The following is a 22,370-nucleotide window of genomic DNA, read 5'->3' as shown; positions in this document are numbered from 1 at the left end:
CCGATTTCAGGTCTTAGTAGTTGGATTTGATCTGAACGCAGCTTTCGGTTTCGGTGTTGTACATACCGCAACCCAGTTCTTTCCAGTCAGAGACCAGCACGGCGCTGTCTGGCAGAAAGTCTGTCCAAGCATCACCAGGGACCTCTTCAGTTTGGCTAATGATGTCAAACTGACCGTCATCCTGAATTTCACCGATCAGGACTGGTTTGGCGAGGTGATGGTTCGGCAGCATGATAGCCGTACCGCCTGTAAGGTTCGGGAATTCCTGACCGTACATAGCTTCGCGCACTGCATCCACATCAGTGGTGCCGGCCTGCTCAACCGCGTTCACCCACATGTTGAAGCCGATGTAATGCGCTTCCATTGGGTCGTTGGTGACACGCTCGTCACCCATTTTTGCTTTCCAAGCGTCGATGAAGTCGGTGTTGGCGTCAGATTCTGCGGATTGGAAGTAGTTCCACGCTGCCAAATGCCCAACAAGGTTAGATGTGTCGAGACCAGACAGTTCCTCTTCACCAACTGAGAAAGCAACAACCGGAATGTCGTCGGCAGAAATACCTGCTGCGGCCAGTTCCTTGTAAAAGCCGATGTTCGCGTCGCCGTTGATTGTCGAGATGACACCAACCTTTTTGCCGTCGGCCCCCAAGGCCACCACGTCGGCAACGATTTTGGACCAGTCAGAGTGGCCAAACGGCGTGTAGTTTACAAAGATATCCTCTTCCGCGATGCCTTTGTCCTTGAGGTAGCTCTCAAGAATGTTGTTTGTGGTCCGCGGGTAGACATAGTCAGTGCCCAGCAGCGCAAACTTTTCAACTTCGAGCTCTTCAAGAAAATAATCCGTTGCAGGGATCGCCTGCTGGTTCGGAGCAGCACCGGTATAGAATACGTTTTTCGAGCTTTCTTCGCCTTCGTACTGCACCGGATAGAACATCAGACCGTTCAGTTCTTCCAGCACGGGCAGCGCTGATTTCCGGCTTACAGATGTCCAAGAGCCAAAGATCACGTCGACTTCGCTGACGGTCAGCAATTCGCGCGCCTTTTCGGCAAAGAGCGGCCAGTCAGAGGCTGGGTCGACCACGACGGCTTCGATCTGCTTGCCCAGAAGGCCGCCTTTGGCATTCTGCTCTTCGATGAGAAGAAGCATTGTGTCTTTCAGCGTTGTTTCAGAGATTGCCATCGTTCCCGACAGCGAGTGCAGCACCCCGACCTTGATCGTTTCGTCATCGGCCCAAGAAGCCGTAACAAGTGCGCATGTGGCCACGGATGCGGCAAGAGTGGATTTGAGAATGTTCATGTGGATCAGTTCCCCCGCGAGACGCACGTCTTGTCCTGCAGAGCACGAGACATTACGTTGCATCCCGCAACTTAGTTGAGTTGCGTTGAGTGCGGTGGCTAAAGTGACGTCCAATCCTGATGCCGCCGCACGCTTCGCTCCAGCCCCGTTTGGGGCCGGCGCACGGGTAGCTTGGCTATTCAGAGAAACCAGTAAAGGGCTGCCGGAAAAACAGCTGCAACACCCCTAGCAGTGCTGCAGAAATAGGCAGAACAATTCACCACTGCCAAAAAATTAGACGGCGGAATAAGTGTGCCGCGGCCGCGAGGCGCCCCGCAGCCAGCCATTTGGTCTCAATAATTCAACCACTGGCAGCACTATTCGACATGTTCAGGTTTTCACGTCGGGATCGGTCCGGCCAATATGGTGCGCCATGTCAGTCAGTTCGATAACGGCATTGCGTACTTCGGCCAGCGCCTCTTCTACGGGCGTGTCGTGGCTGGCATCCGCCGGGGCGTATTGCTCAAGATAGACACGCAAGGTTGCCCCTTCTGTTCCAGTGCCCGACAGGCGCAACACACCGCGCGCTCCACCCTCAAATGACAGCCGGAGGCCCTGATTTTCGCTGACGGACCCGTCGATCGGGTCATGATAAGAAAAACTATCCGCTTCGGTGACCTGCAAACCACCCACTGTTGTACCTGGCAGATCAGGCAAACGCGCACGCAACCCTTCCATCAGGGCGTTCGCCTGTTCCGTCGGCACCGCCTCATAGTCATGCCGCGAATAGTAGTTGCGCCCGAACTGTTGCCAATGGTCCGACAATATCTCTGCCACCGGCTGTGCACGCTCGGCCAGAATGTTGAGCCAAAGCAAAACCGCCCAAAGCCCGTCTTTTTCGCGCACGTGGTCCGACCCGGTACCAGCACTCTCTTCACCGCATAGCGTTACTTTGCCGGCATCCAGAAGGTTGCCAAAGAATTTCCACCCGGTCGGTGTCTCATAGCAGCCGATCCCAAGCTTTTCCGCGACGCGGTCACAAGCGGCACTGGTGGGCATAGAGCGAGCGACCCCAGCCAGACCTTTCTTGTACCCCGGCGCGAGATGCGCATTTGCAGCGAGCACCGCCAGACTATCGGATGGGGTGACATAGGTGCCACGTCCGACGATCATGTTGCGATCCCCATCGCCATCAGAAGCAGCACCAAAGTCCGGCGCAGTGTCAGACATCATCTCGTCCATCAGCGTTTTGGCCCAAACCGGGTTCGGATCAGGGTGACCGCCACCAAAGTCTTCGCTGGGCTCTGCATTTATGACAGTCCCTTCAGGAGCGCCCAGCCGGTTTTCCAGTATCGCTTTTGCATAGGGGCCTGTGACCGCATGCATTGCGTCAAACCGCAAGGTGAACCCGTCCTTGATCATCGCTGCGATCTTGTCGAAGTCGAAAAGCGTTTCCATCAGTGCCTGATAGTCTTCCACCGGATCGACTACCTCTACCGTCATATCGCCGACCTTGTGCGCGCCTAGGCTCGACAGGTCCGTGTCCGAGGCATCTGCAATCATGTGACTGGTGATCGTCTTGGTCTGGTCGAACATGGCAGCGGTGATGTGCTCTGGGGCGGGGCCGCCATTGGACACGTTATACTTGATGCCAAAGTCTTCATCGATCCCGCCCGGATTATGGCTGGCAGACAAAACAAGCCCACCATCGGTGCCGCGTTGCCGGATCAAATTGGACACGGCTGGCGTGGACATAAGGCCATTTTGGCCCACGATGGCGCGCGCAGCGCCATTGGCAGCCGCCATTTTCAGAATTGTCTGAATCGCCTCACGATTAAAATATCGCCCATCTCCACCGACAACAAAGGTCTTGCCAGCGGCACCCCCAATCGCATTGAAGGTCGATTGCACAAAGCATTCCAGATACCCGGGCTGCATAAAGACGCGGGTTTTCTTGCGCAGACCCGATGTGCCCGGTTTCTGGCCCTCGAACGGGCCCTTCTTCACGATCAAATGGGTCATGTGCTTTCCTTTATGATGTCTGTGGCTCGGGCTGAGCGGCCGGCGTCGGCCATGATGCGCGCAGTCTGTTGCAGTGCCGCGCCCTGTCCAATTTCGTCTATCGTCTGGGGGTATCGTCGTTGCCAGTTGGGGTGACTATCGATGGTGCCCGGCAGGTTTTGTGCCTCGGTCAGGGTCAAAACATCATCAAGTTGCACCGCAACAATAGCCGCCGGAGATACCGCCAGTTTTTCGTGTACCACGTCGCGCAACACATCTGGCTCAATCGAACCGATGGAGGACGAAGTACCGCCGCCTACCAGCTGGCGCTTTTCTTGCGCCCTCTCACTCTGAACATTGCGTCGTTGCACGTCGTCGATCCAGTCAAGCTTGCGCCACCACTCGATATCGCGCCCTTCCCAATAGCCGCGCAGTGTGGGGGTGTCATGCGTGCCAAAGCAGGCAAGTGACCGGGGCCGAATACTGCTTGTGGGTTTCAACACACCCGGTCCCTTTTTTTCGTATTGCATGACAGTGTAGCCGTAGAGCCCTGATCGCGCCATCTGTTCGCGAAAGCCTTTGGGTACAAGTCCGAGGTCCTCGCCGACAATCAGCGCCTGAGCGCGTGTTGCCTCGATGGCGATAATCGCCAGCAAGACGTCGAATGGCTGGCGGATATATCCTCCGGGACTGCCATCTTCGGGGATCCAGTAGCTCCGGTTGAGGCCAAGTGCATGGTCAATCCTGAGCAGACTGCAGTGTTGCAGGTTGCTGGCAATAATCTGGCGAAAGGCGCGGTATCCGGATTTTTGCAGTTTTCGCGGCGACAGTGCCGCCAGTTGCCAGTTCTGCCCAGCAGGGCTGAGCTGATCAGGTGGCGCGCCCAAGGATACGCCAGAGGCGTCCGCGGCTTTCGCGCCCCAGCTTTCGGCGCCGCCCAGACGCGCGCCCACGGCCAAATCCAGATAAAGTCCTAGATCCATACCGCTGGACCGGGCCTTGCCCTGCGCCGCCGCAAGCTGTTCCGCTGCGCGCCACTGGAGCCACTTGTGAAACCGGACCCGCTTCGGCGGCTCTAATCCGTCTGGGCCGTTTTGCAGTTCGCGTGGCCAGTCTCGCCAATCAGGCCCATGAGTTTCGCTGAGTGTCTCGAACCGGCCGAAAGTATCGAGTGCTTCGCCACCTGATGCGCAAAATGCGTTGAAACGGGCAAATTCTGAAGTCGCCTTGCTACCGGCGTCAAAGGCTTCGAACTCCGCCTCTAGCGCCGGTCGCAGCATTGAGTTGTGTCTGTTGTAATCAAGGAAACTCGCGTTGGTTGCAGATGCCAGAGCCCTGTCTCTCGGGGCAATATGAGACGTATTAAGAAACCCTCGATGCGTCGGAGAATACGGGCTGATGGTGTCGGGTGCGGCCCAACCAATCGCATGTACCGGGTTGAACCCCAAAAAAGACGCCCCCTGTCGCCCGACCAGCTCGGATAGTTGCGCCAGATCTGTGTAATCTCCGATCTCGTTATCGCGGCTGCCGACGAGCCCATAAAGCGAAATAATCATGCCCCAGATCAGCGACCGCCCGGTCAGCGCCTTGAGATCCGGCGCACTTTCAGGTGCGACAATCAAATTTGTCACCTGAACACCGTGCGCCGTCTGCACCGCCAATTTGTGTACACCCATGGGCAGTGGCGGCAAATCAAGCTTACCTGTTGCTTTGCCCTCGGCGAAGGTGACGGCGCTGTCTTCGGCCTCGACATGCCACTGGGCTGTGCCATCAATCGGACAGGAGAATGCCATTTGGGGTGCGATTATCAGATCGGCAGGAACGACCCTTTGTGCCTTTTTCGCCTTCAGTTCAGACAGCGTTTCGGACACGGCAGCAGGTGTGGTCACGTCCATACCGTTTGCGCGCAGCAGCGCACGCATTGTGTCAGGTGACGTGGTTCTGCGCTGCCGGTCCATATCGGTGAATTCGGCGAAAACACCAACCTGTTCGGCAAGTGCTGCAAGGCGTGCGTCTGCTGACATCACGCCTCGCCTTTGCGGGATTTGTAAAACGCCACGACGGTCTCTGCGCCAATACTGGCCGCGCCAGTACGCAGGGGCGTGCCGTTCAGGACCTCTCCGCTGGTGTCGATCCCGCGCACCCACACGTAATCTCGCGGCAGGTCAGGCAGGGTTACGGTTGCTGGCGCATTTGCGCGGTTAAAAACGGAAAAGACGGCGTCATCGCTGTCGGCGGCCGCCGGAGCCTCTGCCGAACAGCGGAAAAGGACCGCAACGCGCGACAAGCCCGGATCACGCCAGTTAAGCGCATTGCCATTGAACGCCCGCCACTCAACGTCTGGCAACCCATCAGCCGGACGCTCCGCTGCGTGCAGAAACAGTGTCTGGCGCAAAGCCGCATGCGCCCGACGAAACGCCGAAAGCTGCGCCACAAAATCGGCCATCTCTGTGTCGGCTTGCGACCAGTCAAGCCAGGAAATCTCGTTGTCCTGACAATAAGCGTTGTTATTGCCCGATTGCGTATTGCCGATCTCGTCACCAGCAAGCAGCATCGGCGTTCCTTGCGACAAAAACAACGTGGCCAGCATGTTGCGTTGGCGCCGCTTGCGTTTCGCATTGATTTTTGCACTGCGTGTGGAGCCTTCGGCACCGCAGTTGTCCGAATAGTTGCTGTTGTGACCGTCCTGATTGTTTTCTTGGTTCGCTTCGTTGTGGCGCTGGTTATAACTGGTGATGTCCGCCAGCGTGAAACCGTCGTGTGCCGCCAGAAAGTTGACCGATGACCACGCGCGTCGTCCTTTGCGATCGAACTCGCCCGCTGACCCCAAAAGCCGCGTACCGAGTTCCTGCGCGGCATGGGTTTCGCCCTTCCAAAACCGGCGCACAGTATCACGATAAGCGTCGTTCCATTCGGCAAACTCTGGTGTGAATTCGCCCAATCGGTAGCCGCCCGGGCCAATGTCCCACGGCTCGGCAATAAGCTTTACACCAGCAAGCACCGGATCTTGCCGCAGCGCATCAAAGAACCCGCCACGGGTATCAAAACCGTGCTCCTCGCGCCCCAAAGTGGTCGCCAAATCAAAACGAAATCCGTCAACACCCATGCAGGTGACCCAGAACCGCAAACTGTCCAGTACAAGACGCAGTACCTGCGGATGTGACACATTCACCGTATTTCCGGTGCCCGTGTCGTTTACGTAGTAGCGCGGCTGTCCATGCACCAAACGGTAATAAGAGGCATTGTCCAAACCGCGAAAACTCAGTGTCGGGCCCCTCTGGTCGCCTTCGGCAGTGTGATTGTAGACAACATCCAGAATGACTTCGATCCCGGCAGCGTGGAACTTTCGCACCATGTCACGAAAGCCGAGTATCCCCGCAGGCCCGAAGTAGCGCGGCTCGGGTGCGAAAAACCCTATGGTGTTATAACCCCAGTAGTTGGTCAGCTTTTTGTCGAGCAGGAACCCGTCGTTGATAAAGGCATGAACAGGCAGCAACTCGACCGCAGTGACACCGAGATTTTGCAAATGATCAAGGATCGGGTCCGCGGCCATCGCCTCGTAAGTGCCCCGTATCGCTGCAGGAATTTCGGGATGCCGCTGTGTCAGCCCTTTGACATGTGCCTCATAGATAAGCGTTTCGTCCCACGCGCGGGACAGGCGTGGCTCGTTGTTTGCAAACAACGATGGTGCGCTTATGACAGACTTGGCCACATAAGGCGCGCTGTCGGTCTTGGAAAATGACAGATCGGCCTCGGTCGCCGTCTTGTCATACCCCAGAACCGCCTTGTGATTGGCGAAATTGCCGCGCACCTCGCGCGTGTAGGGGTCCAAGAGCAGCTTGTTGGCATTAAATCTGTGACCTTGCTCAGGCGCGTAGGTGCCATGCGCTCTGAACCCGTAAAGCGCCCCGACCGGCAAATCAGGCACATACCCGTGCCAGACATCGCCAGTGCGTTCCGGCAGAACAAGACGTTGAACTTCGGTGTTTCCGTCCTCCGAAAAGAGGCAAAGCTCGATCTTGTCGGCATGCGCTGAAAAGACGGCGAAATTCACACCGTCTCCGTCATGGTGCGCCCCCATTTGATGAGGCGTTCCGGACAGGATTTGGAAACTCATAGTGGCAGCCCTCAGCCCTGCGAAAGCGTATTGTAAATCGCGGCGTAAGCAGATGCTGATGTCTCCCATCCCACCGGATGACGCATCGCCCGCCGCATCATGCCAGACCATTGTTTCGGTTCGGCAAACAGATCACAGGTATGTGCTATCGCATGGGTAAGTGCCTGCGCCGTGACCGGCGCAAACTGCACACCGGTGGCGCAGTCTGCTACCAGTGCCGCCTCGTTTGCATCGATCACCGTGTCAGCAAGCCCGCCTGTGCGCGCAACGACTGGCAACGTGCCATACCGCAGACCATATAGCTGGGTCAGCCCACAAGGTTCAAATCGCGACGGGATCAGAATGGCATCGCTGCCGCCCTGCATCAGATGCGACAGAGGCTCGTCATAGCCGATGATCACTCCCACCGCACCGGGATAGCGGTGGGCCGCAGCCACATATTCGCTTTCCATTCCCTTGTCGCCGCTGCCCAGAACGGCCAGTCGCGCGCCGCGCTCGACCAGCGTGGGCAGCGCTTCAAGCAGCAGGTCGAGGCCCTTTTGCGTGGTCAACCGACTGATCACACAAAACAACGGTGCATGCTGGGGCGCATCGAGCCCGAACCGCGTCAGCAACCGGTCGCGGTTCTTGGCCTTGGCTGCAAGCCGTTTGGCCGAATAGCCACTGACAAGCGCCGGGTCATTCTCCGGATCCCACACGTCCAGATCAATTCCGTTGAGAATGCCGCTCACGTCTGCGCGACGCGCAGTCAACAGCCCCTCCAAACCCATTCCGAACTCAGGCTGCATAATCTCGCGGGCATAGGTCGGGCTCACGGTTGTGATTTTGTCAGCATACACGAGCCCTGCCTTGAGAAACCCCAAACGACCGTAAAACTCAAGCCCTTCAGGGGCATAGAGCGCATTGCTCAACTCAAGAACACCCATCAGTTCGGGTGCGAAAAGCCCCTGAAACGCAATATTGTGAATCGTCATGACGCAGGGCGGCGTTTGGCGGTCCATCTGATGCAAATATGCCGGCACCAGCCCTGCCTGCCAATCATGCGCGTGCACAACATCAGGTTTCCATCCGCCGATGCCGTCGGCAGCCACCAGTGCCGCGACGCGCGAGAGCGCGCCAAACCTCAGTGCGTTGTCTTTCCAGTCTATGCCGTCTGCATCCAGATAAATGTTGCCGGGACGGTCAAACAGATGCGACGCCTCCAACAGCAGCAGGTCGATCCCTTGCGCACGGGCCGCTATCAGACGCGCCGGACCACCGTGCAGGCTTTCTATTGACCAGATCTCTTCGCCGGTTTCGGAAATCTCCTGCAGAGCGGGGTAGCAGGGCAGCATAACCCGCGCTTCGATGCCCAGCGGCCGCAATGATTTTGGCACCGCCCCGATAACGTCCGCCAAACCGCCTGTCTTGATGAAGGGCGCGCATTCCGAGGCGACAAAGAGTACTTTCACGTTAGCCGCCCAACTTGTCGATCATTGGTTGTGTAATCAGGCAAATGCCATTGTCTGTCCGCCGGAAGCGTTGCGCATCCAGTTCCGCGTCTTCACCGACGACCAGCCCCTGCGGGATGACAACGCCTCGGTCAATCACCACATTGGTCAGACGGGCGTTGCGGTTGATTTCAACATACGGCATTGCGACAACGCCCCTCAGCTCGGAATAGGAGTGAGTGCGAACACCGGTAAACAGAAAGCACTTGTCCAGTTGCGAACCGGAAATGATGCAGCCCCCCGAAACCATCGAAGACACCGCATGGCCGCGTCGTCCTTCCTCGTTGTGAATGAACTTTGCAGGCGGGACCAGTTCGGAATACGTCCAGATCGGCCACTCGGTATCGTAAAGATCGAGATCGGGGTCAAAATCGGTCAGGTCGATGTTCGCCTGCCAGAATGCGTCCACCGTCCCCACATCCCGCCAGTAAGACCCCTCTTCGTTTTCCGTACGCACGCACGAGCGGCTGAACGGATGGGCAACTGCCTTGCCATCGCGCACGATCGCAGGGATCACATCCCCGCCGAAGTCATGGTTGTAATCGGGGTTGGAGGCGCATTCCTCCATGACTTTGAACAGATATTCCGTCTCAAAAACATAAATCCCCATGCTTGCCAACGCATGGTCGGGATCGTTGGGCATGGCAGGCGGGTCAGCCGGTTTTTCCACAAATTCGAGGATATTGTCCTCTGTGTCTACGTGCATCACACCAAAGGCACTCGCCTCGTGACGCGGCACTTCGATACACCCTACCGTAACATCGGCACCGCTTTCGACGTGGTGCTTGATCATCAACGAATAGTCCTGCTTGTAGATGTGATCTCCGGCAAGGATCACGATGTATTTCGGGCCGTACCCAAGGATGATGTCCTTGTTCTGCGCTACCGCGTCAGCGGTGCCCTTGTACCAGTTTTCATCATCCATCTGCTGGGATGCCGGCAGGATGTCGAGGCTCTCGTTGCGCTCGGCGCGAAAAAAGCTCCACCCGCGTTGCAAGTGGCGGATCAGCGAATGCGCCTTGTATTGCGTTGCCACACCGATGCGGCGGATGCCCGAGTTGACCGCGTTGGACAGGGGAAAGTCGATAATGCGGCTCTTGCCGCCAAAGTACATGGCCGGTTTTGCGCGCCTGTCCGTAAGCTCATAGAGGCGACTACCGCGTCCGCCCGCCAGAACGAAAGCCATTGTTTGCGCTGCTAGGCGCTGAGATTCTGTATTCATTGGTCGTCCTCCCCTTGGTATTTCCGGCAGTCAGAGTCCTGACCCTACTCCACCCTGTCTAATTCAAAGAACAGTGTTGTCAGTGGCGGTACTGTAATCATGATGGATTGTGCCCGGCCGTGCGACGCGATCTCTTCGCTTTTGACACCGCCCAGATTTCCGCGCCCCCCACCGTCATATTCTTGTGCATCGGTGTTCAAACGTTCCACCCAGTGTCCTTGTTCCGAAACACCAATACGGCGGTTTGTCCGCTCTACAGGTGTGAAATTGGAAACCACAAGGACAGGTGCCGATCCGCTGCTACCGTGGCGTATCCACGCAAATATGGATTCGTCACCGTTGTTCTCTTCCACCCACTCAAAGCCGTCAGGTGACGCATCCTTTTCGAAAAGAGCCGGGGCGCTTGTGTAAAAGGCGTTGAGGTCGGCAATGAGGCGTTGCATGCCCTTGTGCTGCGGGTGATCCAACAGGTGCCAGTCAAGGCTTTGGTTGTGGTTCCATTCCGCCCCTTGCGCGAACTCGCCCCCCATGAACAGCAGTTTCTTTCCCGGATGCCCCCACATAAAGCCGAAGTATGCGCGCAGGTTGGCGAATTTCTCACTGCCCTGCCCCGGCATCTTGTCCAGCAGAGACCCCTTGCCATGCACCACCTCATCGTGGCTCAGCGGCAGTATAAAATTTTCAGTGAAGGCGTAATGAAGCCCGAACGTCATTTTGGAATGATGATACTTTCGATGTACCGGGTCTTCTTCCATGTAGCTGAGCGTGTCGTTCATCCAGCCCATGTTCCACTTAAAGCCGAACCCCAGTCCACCACTGTCGACAGGAGCGCTCACACCCGGGAAAGCTGTCGACTCTTCGGCAACGGTTACGATGCCAGGGACTTCGCCATAGGCATCCACGTTCATCTGCTGAAGAAATCCAATTGCTTCGTAGTTTTCTCTGCCACCGTCGCGATTGGGTATCCATTCGCCATCTTTGCGGCTGTAATCCCTGTAAAGCATGGACGCGACCGCGTCGACGCGCAGGCCGTCTATGTGATGCTCCTGCAGCCAGTACAACGCGTTGGCCACGAGGTAATTGGATACTTCCGCACGCCCATAGTTGTACACCAGCGTGTTCCAGTCGGGGTGAAACCCTTCGCGCCGGTCCGCGTGCTCGTAGAGTGCTGTGCCGTCAAACCGGCCGAGGCCGTGCGCGTCTTCGGGAAAGTGACCGGGAACCCAATCGAGGATCAGCCCGATGTCTTCGCCGTGACAGGCCTCGACAAAAGCGCGAAATTCTTCTGGCGTGCCGTGGCGGATGGTGGGTGCATATAGGCCCACCGGCTGATACCCCCAAGACCCGTCAAAGGGGAATTCGGAAATCGGCATGAGTTCAATATGGGTAAAGCCCAATTCCTTGACGTAGCGCACCAGATCACGTGCCAGTTCCGTATAACTTAATGGACGGTTGGCTTCGTCAGGGACACGGCGCCAAGATCCCAGATGCACCTCGTAGATGGACATCGGCTTGTCGAACCGTTGCTTGTCCGCACGGCGTCCCATCCAATCTGCGTCTTTCCAGTCAAATCCGGAGAGGTCGCGCACAACCGACCCCGTTGCAGGCGGATGTTCCGCGCCGAACCCGACCGGATCAGCCTTTTGCGGCAATAAGACACCTGAACCGTCCAGTATTTCGTATTTGTAGACTTCGCCCGCGCCAATACCGGGTACGAAAATCTCCCACACTCCGGTTTGACCACGCCGTCGCATTATGGTGCGGCGGCCGTCCCACGCGTTAAAGCTCCCAACCACAGAGACACGCGACGCATTCGGGGCCCAAACCGCAAAATGGGTGCCCGGCACGCCCTGATGCTGCATGACATGCGCACCAAGAACCTGCCACAGTTGCCTGTGCGCGCCCTCACCGATGAGATGTTCGTCAAGATCGCCCATCACCGGGCCAAACCGGTACGGATCATCCGCGACCCAGTTGTGATCGGCCGTCTTTATGTCGAGCCGATAGGCAAAAGGCTTTTTGCGGCGCGCCGCAGTGCCGGCAAAGAGGCCCTTGTGCCCTTCTACAGGTGCAAGTTCGACGATCTTCCGCCCGTTTTCCGGATCGACCGCGACGATGGACACGGCCTCCGGAACAAAGGCCCGGACAACCAGTTTGCCCGCAACTTCGTGCAATCCCAAAACCGAAAAAGGGTCACCGTGACGACCACCAACGATCGCCTCTGCCTCCTGTGCATTCAGGGTCAAGCGGTTCCTCCCTAAGCCACGTCGCGGCTTGTTTTTGTGCCACGCGTCAGGCTTTTCACATTCCAAATCTCATTCGCATAGCCGCTAATCGTGCGGTCTGAAGAGAACCAACCCACCCGTGCCGTGTTCAACGCGGCCATACGTGTCCAGCTTCGCGTATCGAGGAAGGCTGCGTCAACCTCGCGCTGTTTTGCGAAGTAGCTGTCAAAATCACAGGACACGAGGAAATAGTCGTGGTTGAACAACCCATCGACAAGTCCGACGTACCGGTCTTTGTCCTTAGCGGAAAACGCGCCCGACCTAATTTGTTGCAGCACACGCTGCAATCGCGGGCTCGCCATGATGGCGGTGCGCGCGTAATCAGGCTCTGCCCGGCGTGCGGTCACCTCGGCGGCCGTGAGGCCAAACAAAAAGAAGTTCTCCGCCCCGACGCAATCTCTGATTTCGACATTTGCACCATCCAGCGTGCCAATAGTCGGCGCACCGTTAAGTGCAAATTTCATGTTGCCCGTGCCTGACGCCTCTTTGCCAGCGGTCGAAATCTGCTCTGACAGATCGGCCGCGGGGATTAGCACTTCTGCCATAGAGACATTGTAGTTCTCAGGGTAAACGATCTGTAACCAATCACGCGTCACCGGATCTTTGTTGATCGTTTTTGCGACGTCATTGATCAGGTGAATAATCTCCTTCGCAACGACGTAACCCGGCGCGGCCTTACCACCGAATATCTTGACGCGCGGCGTCCAATCTGCCTGAGGGTTGTCGCGCATGTCGTTCCACAGCGCCACCGTCTCCAGCAGATTCATCAACTGGCGTTTGTACTCGTGGATGCGTTTGATCTGCACGTCGAACATGGCCTTTGGGTCAATGCTCACGTCGTCCCGCGCGGCCAGCCAGTTCGACAGCGCCACCTTGTTTGCGTCCTTCGCGGCTTGGAATTTGTCAAGAAAGCCCGCGTCTTCGGTATAGGGCACCAGACCGGACAACTGATCCAGATTGTCAGGCCAGTTGCTGCCAATCGTTTCATTTATCAAAGAGCGCAGAGGGCGGTTGCAGGAATACAGCCAGCGCCGAGGCGTAATGCCATTGGTCTGATTAACGATCCGCTCGGGATACGCCGCGTGCAAATCGGCAAATACAGTTTGCTTTACCAGATCAGAGTGCAGCGCAGAGACACCGTTGACGTGATGCGCCATGATAAAGGCCAGCTCGCCCATCTTGATTTCACCGTTTTCGAGGATGCGGACATCCTCACCTGCGGTCGCAAAATGTGCCGCTTCGATCAGTTGTACGATGCGGTGATGGCGCGGCAGAATGCGCGCAAAAAGGTCTTCGGGCCAGCGTTCAAGCGCCTCGGGCAGCAGTGTGTGATTGGTATAGGCCAGACATCCCCGCGCGGTTTTGATCGCTTCGGCAACTTCAAAACCATGGTCGTCAATCAGCAGACGCACAAGTTCCGGACCGGCAATCGCCGGGTGCGTGTCGTTAAGCTGGATCGCAACGTGGTCAGGCAACTCGCGCAGGTCGCCGCCTTCGCTCAGGAAACGCCGCAGCAGGTCCTGCAAAGAGGCCGACGTAAAAAAATACTCCTGCTTGAGACGCAATTCCTTACCGACATCCGTTGTGTCATCGGGATAAAGAACGCGGCTGATCGTCCGGGCGAGCGCTTCGGGCGCAGAGGCCGCGATGTAATCGCCGCGATTAAAGCTCTCAAGATCGAAATTCGTGGTCGGCTTGGCCGCCCACAGCCGCAAGGTGTTCGCCCAGCGCCCTTTCCATCCGACCACAGGCGTGTCGTAGGCAGACGCCATAACCGTCTCTCCGGCGTGCCAGACAGATTTGCCGCCTTCGTCGGCAACATGACCGCCAAAATGGATAGGGTAGCACACTTCGGGGCGTTCAAACTCCCACACGTGGTTCTGCGCCAGCCACGTTTCTGCCGTTTCGATCTGTGCACCGTCCTCAAAGTGTTGCTGAAAAAGACCGTGCTCGTAGCGAATGCCGTACCCGTAGGCCGGAATACCAAGGGTCGAAAGCGAATCCATAAAGCAGGCCGCCAAACGCCCCAGCCCGCCGTTGCCCAGCGCTGCATCCGGTTCATCCGCAACGACTGCTGCGTATTCCTGCCCCAACGCGGTGATCGCCTGTTCCGCGATCTCTTCCAGCCCCAGATTGACCGCAACATCCTCAACCAGACGGCCGATCAGAAACTCCATCGACAAGTAGTACACGCGTTTGCCGCGCGCCTCGTATGTTTTGCGCGTGCTCTCGAACCACGGGTCCACCACGTGATCGCGCAGGCTCAGCGCCAGAGACATCCGCCAGTCATAAAGCGATGCATGCTGCGGGTCCTTGCCCAGAGACAGCTTGAGATGACGCAGGATCGCGTCTTGGAAATCGGTCGTAGTGATAGTCGAAATGCTCTGATCAGGCATGATATCTTTTCACTCTTCGGGGCGCTTGGGTGGCGCCGGTAGCAGTCGTCTTATTTGGTTCAATCACCTCTGCAGACACTCAAGGCCTGCTGTCAGTTTGAAGTTCGTCACGCCATGGCGGGTTGGCCCCGGCGCGCGACACTGTCACGGCAGCCACGGATGCCCCAAGCGACAGAGCCGCTGCAAGCGCGTCTTGCGACATAGACAGAACAGCCGATTTGTCGAGCAGATTAGCGTCGCTTAGTGATGCCAGAACGCCCGCATTGAATGTGTCGCCCGCTCCAACCGTATCGACCACTTCGACTTTGGGCGCGCGGGCCTCTGCCACGGTACCATTTGCGCAGTAGGCGACTGCACCGTCGCTGCCGCGTGTAACAATCACAACAGAAAGATGCCCGGACAACAGCGCCTTTGCCTGTTCTTCGTAGCCCAGATCATTGCCGGCGATCCAAGCAAGATCCTCGTCAGAGACTTTAAGGATATCGGCATTTGCCATCATCCGATCCAGCCGCGCGCGGTAGCGCGCCTCGTCACGGATAAAACCGGGCCGGATATTGGGATCAAGCATAATAACCCGATGTGGCGCTTCACGCTCTGCCAATGCGGCGTAAAACTCCGCGCAAGGCTCAGAAATAAGGCTGATGCCGCCGAAATAGAGCGCGCGTGTTTCATCAGGAACCTGCGGCAACCAGTCTGGCGTCAAACTGCGGCCAGCCGTGTTCTCATCGTAAAACGTGTAGGTTGCATGGCCATTGTCAAGCTTCACAAATGCAAGCGTCGTCGGCAGGTCCGAACGCACCGCGTGGCTGGCATCCACATTGCTTTTCGCCAGATCCTCTACCAGTTGCTGCCCGAACAGATCATTGGACAGGCCACTCACAAAACCAGTCGGGACAGACAGCCGCCCCAAGGCAATCGCGGTATTGAAAATCGCACCGCCGGAATGGGGTACAAACCCGCTTTCGCCAGTATCAACCGGGCGGGGGATCATATCGATCAGTGCTTCTCCGCAACAAAGGATCATCTCATTTACTCCCGGTCGATATACGGCCAAATCCGCGAAGGGTTACGGCGCGCAGGCAGGCCAGTCAAAGGCATCACGCTCTCGGGGCATTCTGCCCGTGCCATCGTGGGCCTCACGGCAGCCTCGCAGCAAAGCCGACTGGCGTATCTGCTCACAAAATAACACATCAGACAGCAAGCTTGCGCGCGTCTTTGGCAAGCGCCTCGATACCAGCCCAGTCGCCTTGTTCCACCAGATCAGCCGGCGCAACCCAACTGCCGCCAGCGCAAACCACATTCGGCAGTGACAGATAGCTGTGCGCGTTCTGCGGGCTGACGCCTCCGGTTGGGCAAAAGGATATCTGTGGCAGCGGAGCACCGATGGCTTTCAGCGCAGGTGCCCCCCCCGACGCCTCGGCCGGAAAGAACTTTAACATGTCATAGCCGCGTGCCAGCAGGCGCATCGCCTCCGTCGCGGTCGCGGCACCGGCCAAAAGGGGCAAACCTTCGGCTTCGCAGGCGGCGATCAATTCGTCTGTCGCGCCGGGCGAAACCCCAAAAGTCGCCCCCGCGGCTTTCGCAGCCTTGACGTCATTGGGCGTCACGAGTGTCCCTGCCCCAACGACCCCGCCGGGCACCTTGGCCATCTCTGCGATCGCGTCCAGTGCAGCGGGTGTGCGCAAGGTGACTTCCAATGCCGGCAGACCCCCCGCAACCAAGGCTTCGGCCAAGGGACGCGCAGCGGCGGCATCCTTGACCACCAGCACAGGCACGATGGGCGCCATTTCGCATATCTCTCTGGCGCGTTTGCTTGCGTCTTGTGGTGTCATAGTCATATCCCCTTCGTCAAAAGAGCGCACAGGCCCCGGTGTCGGCGCTACCGACATCGCGACGGAAACCGGCGAACAACTCGCGCCCCAGCCCAAACGCGCTCACGCTCGTATCGGCTTCTGCGTTTGGCCTGTCGAGAACGCCCTCTGTCACGATTTCAAGCGTGCCGTTATTGGCATCAACCCGCATGACGTCGCCATCACGAAGCTTGGCGATCGCGCCACCATCCAGCGCCTCGGGACTGACATGGATCGCAGCAGGTACCGACCCCGATGCCCCGGACATGCGCCCATCGGTTACAAGGGCCACATTGATCCCCTTGGCCTGAATGTTTTTGAGCAACGGCGTCAGGCTGTGCAACTCCGGCATCCCGTTGGCCTTTGGCCCCTGAAAACGGACAACCACAACAGTGTCCTGCGTGATTTCCTGCGCACGACACGCTGCTTTGACGGATTCCTGATCGTGGAAGACGCGCACGGGCGCTTCGATATACTGATGCTCCGGCTTGACCGCAGAGACCTTCATGACCGCATTGCCCAGCGAACCGCCCAACCGTTTCAGGCCGCCGGTCGTCTGGAACGGCTCGCTTGCAGGGCGCACAATCTTTTCGTTCAGGCTCTTGGTAGTGCCTGCTTCCCACACAACCTCGCCGTCCTTCAGCTTTGGCTCTTGCGTGTAAAGCCCAAGCCCGCCGCCCGCGACTGTCATCGTGTCGTCGTGCAACAGACCGGCTCCCAGCAATTCATGGATCATGTAGCCCAGTCCGCCAGCCGCATGGAAATGATTCACATCTGCAAGCCCGTTGGGATAGACCCGAGCCAGCAGCGGAGTCACCTCGGAGATATCCGAGAAGTCCTGCCAGTCGAGAATAATGCCCCCGGCGCGCGCCATCGCAACAAGGTGAATGAGAAGGTTCGTCGAACCGCCGGTGGCATTCAGCCCAACGATCCCGTTCACAAAGGCCTTTTCTGTCAGGATATCGCAGACCGGTGTGTAGTGGTTGCCTAGATCAGACAATTCAAGCGCCCGTTTTGCGCCCGCCTTGGTCAGCGCATCGCGCAAGCCGGTATTCGGCGTCACAAAACTTGTGCCGGGCAGGTGAAGCCCCATGAACTCCATCAGCATCTGATTGGTGTTCGCAGTGCCATAGAACGTGCAGGTACCGGGGCCGTGATAAGCCCCCATCTCTGCTGCCATCAACTCTTCGCGCCCGACTTCGCCTGCGGCAAACTTCTGACGGACTTGGCTTTTTTCTTCGTTGCCGAGGCCCGAAGTCATCGGGCCGGCCGGCAGAAAGACGGTGGGCACATGGCCAAAGGTCTGCGCCGCGATCACCAATCCGGGGACGATTTTGTCGCACACACCGAGATAGACAGCGGCGTCAAAGGTATTGTGGCTCATCGCAACCGCTGTCGCCATCGCGATGACATCGCGCGAAAACAGGCTCAACTCCATGCCCGGCTCGCCTTGCGTGACCCCGTCACACATCGCCGGCACCCCGCCTGCAACTTGCGCGGTACCACCCGCATCGCGCGCGGCCTCCTTGATCAGTTCGGGGAACCGTTCGAACGGCTGGTGCGCCGAAAGCATGTCGTTGTAGGTTGTAATGATGCCAAGATTGCCCGCACTTTCGCGGGCCATCTTCATCTGGTCCTGTCCGGCGCCTGCATAGGCATGTGCCTGCCCCGAGCAGCTAAGATGCGCGCGCGCAGGGCCTTTGACCCGCGCCGCCTGCATCCGGTCGAGGTAATCACGCCGAGGTCCTGCACTGCGTTCGATAATGCGCTGCGTGACCCGATCAATGGTTTCATTCAGTGACATATCATTTCTCCAATGCAGGGCGGCACGCGCCCGTTCAGCTTTTCGAAAGTTCGGCCAGTTTCCGGCCTGTGTCGATCATCCGGTTGGCAAAGCCCCATTCGTTATCGTACCAGCTGACCACACGGATCATGCCTTCTGCGGTCACCGCTGTTTGCGCCGGGGCGAATGTGGATGAATGCGGATCGTGGTTGAAATCCATCGACACCAGCGGCTCTGGCGCGTAGCCCAAAATACCTTTGAGCGGCCCGCTCTCAGACGCGGCCTTCATCGCGCTGTTGATCTCTTCTTTTGTTGCCGGCTTTTCCGGCATGATCTTGAGATCGACCAACGAGACATTCGGCGTTGGCACCCGCACCGCAGACCCCTCCAGCCGCCCTTCCAGATGCGGCAGCACAAGCGAGATCGCCTTTGCCGCGCCCGTGGATGTAGGTACCATCGAAAGCGCAGCGGCACGACCGCGATACGGGTCCTTGTGCGGACTGTCGTGGCTAGGCTGGTCACCGGTATAGGCGTGGATCGTCGTCATGTAGCCGGTCTTGATGCCAACAAGCTCGTCCAGCACATGCGCCACCGGCGCAAGGCAGTTTGTTGTGCACGAGGCATTTGAAATTACGATGTCGTCCTTCGTCATTTCGCCGTCATTCACCCCGAACACGATGGTACGGTCCGCCCCGGCGCCAGGCGCCGAAATCAGGACGCGGCTCGATCCGTTCTTGAGATGCTTTGCGGCATCCTCGCGCTTGGTGAAAAAGCCGGTACATTCCATGGCAACATCAACATCGCTCCATGGCAGTTCTTCGGGGTTGCGGATCGCCGTGATCCGGATTTCCTTGCCGTTAACCACCATCGTTTCGCCGCTGACCGACACCTCACCGGGGAACCGGCCATGCACGGAATCATATTTCAATAGATGTGCGAGCGTCTCTGGCGACGTCAGATCGTTGATGGCAACGACTTCGACATCATCGACCTTGTTCTCGACGATGGCGCGCAGCACCCCGCGGCCAATACGGCCAAATCCGTTGATTGCAACTGTATGAGACATTTCCATCCTCCTTCAAGAGACGCCGCAACGCGGCAATTTCGGGTTCTGCTAAGATCGCCACGCCTTCGTTAGCGCTAACGATCACATTTTGGTGCGAGTTTCAATGACGTTTTTGAAAATGCGGCAATGCGTCCTGCGCATATCTGACTGAAACCGGTTCGGATCATGGGCACATCTGCCTTCTTTGCTGCAAAGCTAGGGCACACTGTTCACTTTTGCAGGGTTTACGCCGCCGCGCGCATGATCCGCACAAGCGCGGCTTGCGAAAGCACGCACGGATTGGCTTTCATTGACGAGGCAGCAGCGGCCTCTTCTGCAATAGCCGCAAGATCAGTCTGCTGCGTCATCCATTGTGACAGGCGCGGAACCTCCCAGCGGTCCAAGAGCACAGAGAGGTCGCCAAACGGCGCCGCCTGCGACACCTCCCATGCTGCGGACATCCAGCCGCCAAGCTCGGCAAACCTGTGCACCGGCGCGCCTTCGTCCAAAAGCGCTTGGTGATTTTCGACAAGCACCGGCCCCAGCAGCCGACCGCATATCAACCCGTGGGGCGCTCCCAGGCGCCCGCCGATAACGCCTGCCAATCCATGCACCGCCCCCAATCCGGCATTTGCCAGCGCCATGCCCCCACACAGGCTGACAAAGCACATGTCATCGCGCGCAGAGGCATCTTCGCCTGCGGCCAGACGTTGTAACGCACGCAAGGCCATCGGGATCGCGGCCTGACATAAGGCATCGGTCAGCGGGTTTGCTCTTGGTGTCAGGTAAGGCTCAACCACCTGCGTGAGCGCATCCAGACCGGATGCGAGGGTTACCTCGCGAGGCGCGTTATCTGTAAGTGCAGGGTCAACGATAGCCAGATCAGGCAACATGCGCTGATCTCTCAGGCTGACCTTACGGCCCGCGTCAGGAACGGCAATCACCGCGTTCTTGGTCACCTCTGCACCCGTGCCTGCCGTGGTCGGGATGGCCACGAAGGGCAACGGATCGGCAACAAGCGGTCGACCGTCGCCAACGCCTTCCAGATGGGTCAGCGCGGCCCATTCGCTTGGCACCAAAGCGGCAATCGCTTTGCCAAGGTCAATTGCAGCACCACCCCCGACGGCAACCACGACCTCAACGCCCGCGTCACGTGCCACGATGCGCCCTTGCTCCACCGCACCCAATGTGGGCTCGCCAATGGACAGATGCTCTTGTACGTCGCAGCCCGCGGCGCCCAGTTCGTTGGCAAAACGGCTGGCCCAGCCAACCGAGCGGCCACGCACCAAAAGCACGCGACGCCCCAACTGTGCCACCGCTGCCACTGCAGCGTCCGCCTGCCCGCGACCAAAGCGGATGTGGCCCGCTGTGAGAAAATCAAATTTTGTCATGGCCTGTGCCCGACTGTCAAAAACTCAGGGTCGCGCTAACGGCACGTTTCCACGCCGCATATTTTGCGTCTCGCGCATCCTCGCCCATCTGCGGATCAAACGTCTTTTCCAGCGCCCAGCTCTGAGAAAAACCAGCCTGATCGGGGTAGATGCCCGCGCGCTGGCCCGCCAGCCACGCCACACCCAAGGCGGTGGTTTCCAGAACTTCGGGACGGTCTACCGACGCGCCGATGATGTCTGACAGAAACTGCATCGCCCAGTCCGACGCAGACATGCCGCCGTCGACCCGCAGCGTGGCGCTGCCCGCGTCGCTCTGCCAGTCCGCCTGCATCGCTTCCAAAAGGTCACGTGTCTGATAGCCTACGCTTTCCAGTGCGGCCTTGGCGAACTCCTCGGGTCCGGAATTGCGCGTCAACCCGAAAACAGCGCCTCGGCACTCGGCATTCCAATATGGCGCCCCAAGACCGACAAATGCCGGCACCAGAACCACATTCTGGTTCGGGTCAGCTTTTTCAGCCATAGGCTGCGTCTCTGAGGCCTGACGGATGATTTTCAGCCCGTCGCGCAGCCACTGCACGACCGCGCCCGCAATAAAAATCGACCCTTCCAGCGCGTAGGTGGGCTTGCCGTCAAATTGATAGGCAATCGTTGTGAGCAAACGGTTTTGCGAAGACACGGCCGCGTCGCCAGTGTTTAAGAGCGCAAAACATCCCGTCCCATAGGTCGATTTCAGCATGCCGGGTTCAAAACAGGCCTGACCGATTGTGGCGGCTTGCTGATCGCCCGCGACACCAAGGATCGGTATGGGGCGACCAAACAGATCAGGTCGTGTCACGCCAAAGTCGGCGGCACAATCCTTGACCTCTGGGAGCATCTCGATGGGGATGTCGAACAATGCACAGATCGTTGTGCTCCACCGTCCTTTGTGAATGTCATACAGCGAAGTTCTTGCCGCATTCGTCGCATCCGTGACATGTTCCGCGCCGCCCGTCAGTTTCCAGATCAGGAAACAGTCTACGGTTCCAAAGAGCAATTCGCCTTTGGCCGCACGGTCGCGCGCACCGTCCACGTGGTCCAGAATCCATTTCAGCTTTGTCGCAGAAAAATACGGATCCGCCAGCAGCCCGGTCCGGGCCGTGATCATCTTGTCGTGGCCCGCGTCGCGCAGTTCGCGGCAGAAATCGGCGGTGCGTCGGTCTTGCCAGACAATCGCCTTATACACCGGCTGGCCGGTTTTCTTGTCCCAGACCACCACGGTTTCACGTTGGTTGGTAATGCCGATAGCGGCGATATCGTCCGGGCCCAGACCTGCTTTTTCAATCGCTGCGCGGCACGTGCCGGCTGTGGTCGACCACAGATCACCCGGATCATGCTCAACCCAGCCGCTGTCAGGAAAATGCTGCGGAAACTCTTCCTGTGCTGTCGCTTTGATCTTCATGTCAGCGTCAAAAACAATGGCGCGCGATGATGTGGTGCCCTGATCGATGGCGAGAATATGGGTCATGGTGCCCTCGCGG

General features: G+C 58.1%; 14 protein-coding genes. All 14 read right to left on the bottom strand.

Annotation, left to right across the window (positions count from 1 at the left end; translation table 11 throughout):
* Positions 1 to 13: 13 nt before the first annotated feature.
* Positions 14 to 1,294, bottom strand: coding sequence for an urea ABC transporter substrate-binding protein (gene urtA, locus AC2D8V_RS13065; protein WP_484734015.1), 1,281 nt, complete (start codon positions 1,292 to 1,294; stop codon positions 14 to 16).
* Between the two features lie 369 nt (positions 1,295 to 1,663).
* Positions 1,664 to 3,295: an alpha-D-glucose phosphate-specific phosphoglucomutase gene (locus AC2D8V_RS13060; RefSeq protein WP_484734014.1), complete on the bottom strand. Its 1,632-nt coding sequence runs from the start codon at positions 3,293 to 3,295 to the stop codon at positions 1,664 to 1,666.
* The gene (gene malQ, locus AC2D8V_RS13055) at positions 3,292 to 5,298 is read right to left on the bottom strand and encodes a 4-alpha-glucanotransferase (RefSeq protein ID WP_484734013.1); all 2,007 of its coding nucleotides are present in this window, start codon (positions 5,296 to 5,298) and stop codon (positions 3,292 to 3,294) included. Before malQ ends, AC2D8V_RS13060 begins: the two co-directional genes overlap by 4 nt.
* The gene (glgX, locus tag AC2D8V_RS13050) at positions 5,298 to 7,391 is read right to left on the bottom strand and encodes a glycogen debranching protein GlgX (protein WP_484734012.1); all 2,094 of its coding nucleotides are present in this window, start codon (positions 7,389 to 7,391) and stop codon (positions 5,298 to 5,300) included. The genes malQ and glgX overlap by 1 nt, the downstream gene beginning before the upstream one ends.
* An 11-nt stretch (positions 7,392 to 7,402) precedes the next feature.
* A complete protein-coding gene (gene glgA, locus AC2D8V_RS13045) occupies positions 7,403 to 8,842 on the bottom strand; it encodes a glycogen synthase GlgA (protein ID WP_484734011.1) in 1,440 nt (479 codons plus the stop codon).
* A gap of 1 nt (position 8,843) precedes the next feature.
* On the bottom strand, positions 8,844 to 10,103 hold the full coding sequence (gene glgC, locus AC2D8V_RS13040; protein WP_484734010.1) for a glucose-1-phosphate adenylyltransferase: 1,260 nt from the start codon (positions 10,101 to 10,103) through the stop codon (positions 8,844 to 8,846).
* Between the two features lie 44 nt (positions 10,104 to 10,147).
* On the bottom strand, positions 10,148 to 12,349 hold the full coding sequence (glgB, locus tag AC2D8V_RS13035; protein ID WP_484734009.1) for a 1,4-alpha-glucan branching protein GlgB: 2,202 nt from the start codon (positions 12,347 to 12,349) through the stop codon (positions 10,148 to 10,150).
* A gap of 11 nt (positions 12,350 to 12,360) precedes the next feature.
* Positions 12,361 to 14,784, bottom strand: coding sequence for a glycogen/starch/alpha-glucan phosphorylase (locus AC2D8V_RS13030; RefSeq protein ID WP_484734008.1), 2,424 nt, complete (start codon positions 14,782 to 14,784; stop codon positions 12,361 to 12,363).
* Positions 14,785 to 14,863: 79 nt separating this feature from the next.
* On the bottom strand, positions 14,864 to 15,808 hold the full coding sequence (locus tag AC2D8V_RS13025) for a carbohydrate kinase family protein (RefSeq protein ID WP_484734007.1): 945 nt from the start codon (positions 15,806 to 15,808) through the stop codon (positions 14,864 to 14,866).
* A 166-nt stretch (positions 15,809 to 15,974) separates the two neighbouring features.
* Positions 15,975 to 16,622, bottom strand: a complete 648-nt coding sequence (eda, locus tag AC2D8V_RS13020) for a bifunctional 4-hydroxy-2-oxoglutarate aldolase/2-dehydro-3-deoxy-phosphogluconate aldolase (protein ID WP_484734006.1) — start codon at positions 16,620 to 16,622, stop codon at positions 15,975 to 15,977.
* A 10-nt stretch (positions 16,623 to 16,632) separates the two neighbouring features.
* A complete protein-coding gene (edd, locus tag AC2D8V_RS13015; RefSeq protein WP_484734005.1) occupies positions 16,633 to 18,438 on the bottom strand; it encodes a phosphogluconate dehydratase in 1,806 nt (601 codons plus the stop codon).
* Between the two features lie 34 nt (positions 18,439 to 18,472).
* On the bottom strand, positions 18,473 to 19,483 hold the full coding sequence (gap, locus tag AC2D8V_RS13010) for a type I glyceraldehyde-3-phosphate dehydrogenase (protein ID WP_484734004.1): 1,011 nt from the start codon (positions 19,481 to 19,483) through the stop codon (positions 18,473 to 18,475).
* A 224-nt stretch (positions 19,484 to 19,707) separates the two neighbouring features.
* Positions 19,708 to 20,853 carry an iron-containing alcohol dehydrogenase gene (locus AC2D8V_RS13005; protein ID WP_484734003.1) on the bottom strand — a complete coding sequence of 382 codons (1,146 nt, stop codon included), beginning with the start codon at positions 20,851 to 20,853 and terminating at the stop codon, positions 19,708 to 19,710.
* A gap of 16 nt (positions 20,854 to 20,869) precedes the next feature.
* Positions 20,870 to 22,357: a glycerol kinase GlpK gene (glpK, locus tag AC2D8V_RS13000; protein ID WP_484734002.1), complete on the bottom strand. Its 1,488-nt coding sequence runs from the start codon at positions 22,355 to 22,357 to the stop codon at positions 20,870 to 20,872.
* Positions 22,358 to 22,370: the final 13 nt, after the last annotated feature.

This window comes from Roseobacter sp. YIN89, from assembly GCF_057219365.1.
Note: the sequence above shows the minus strand (reverse complement) of the source record. Positions and strands in the feature narration are given on the sequence as shown.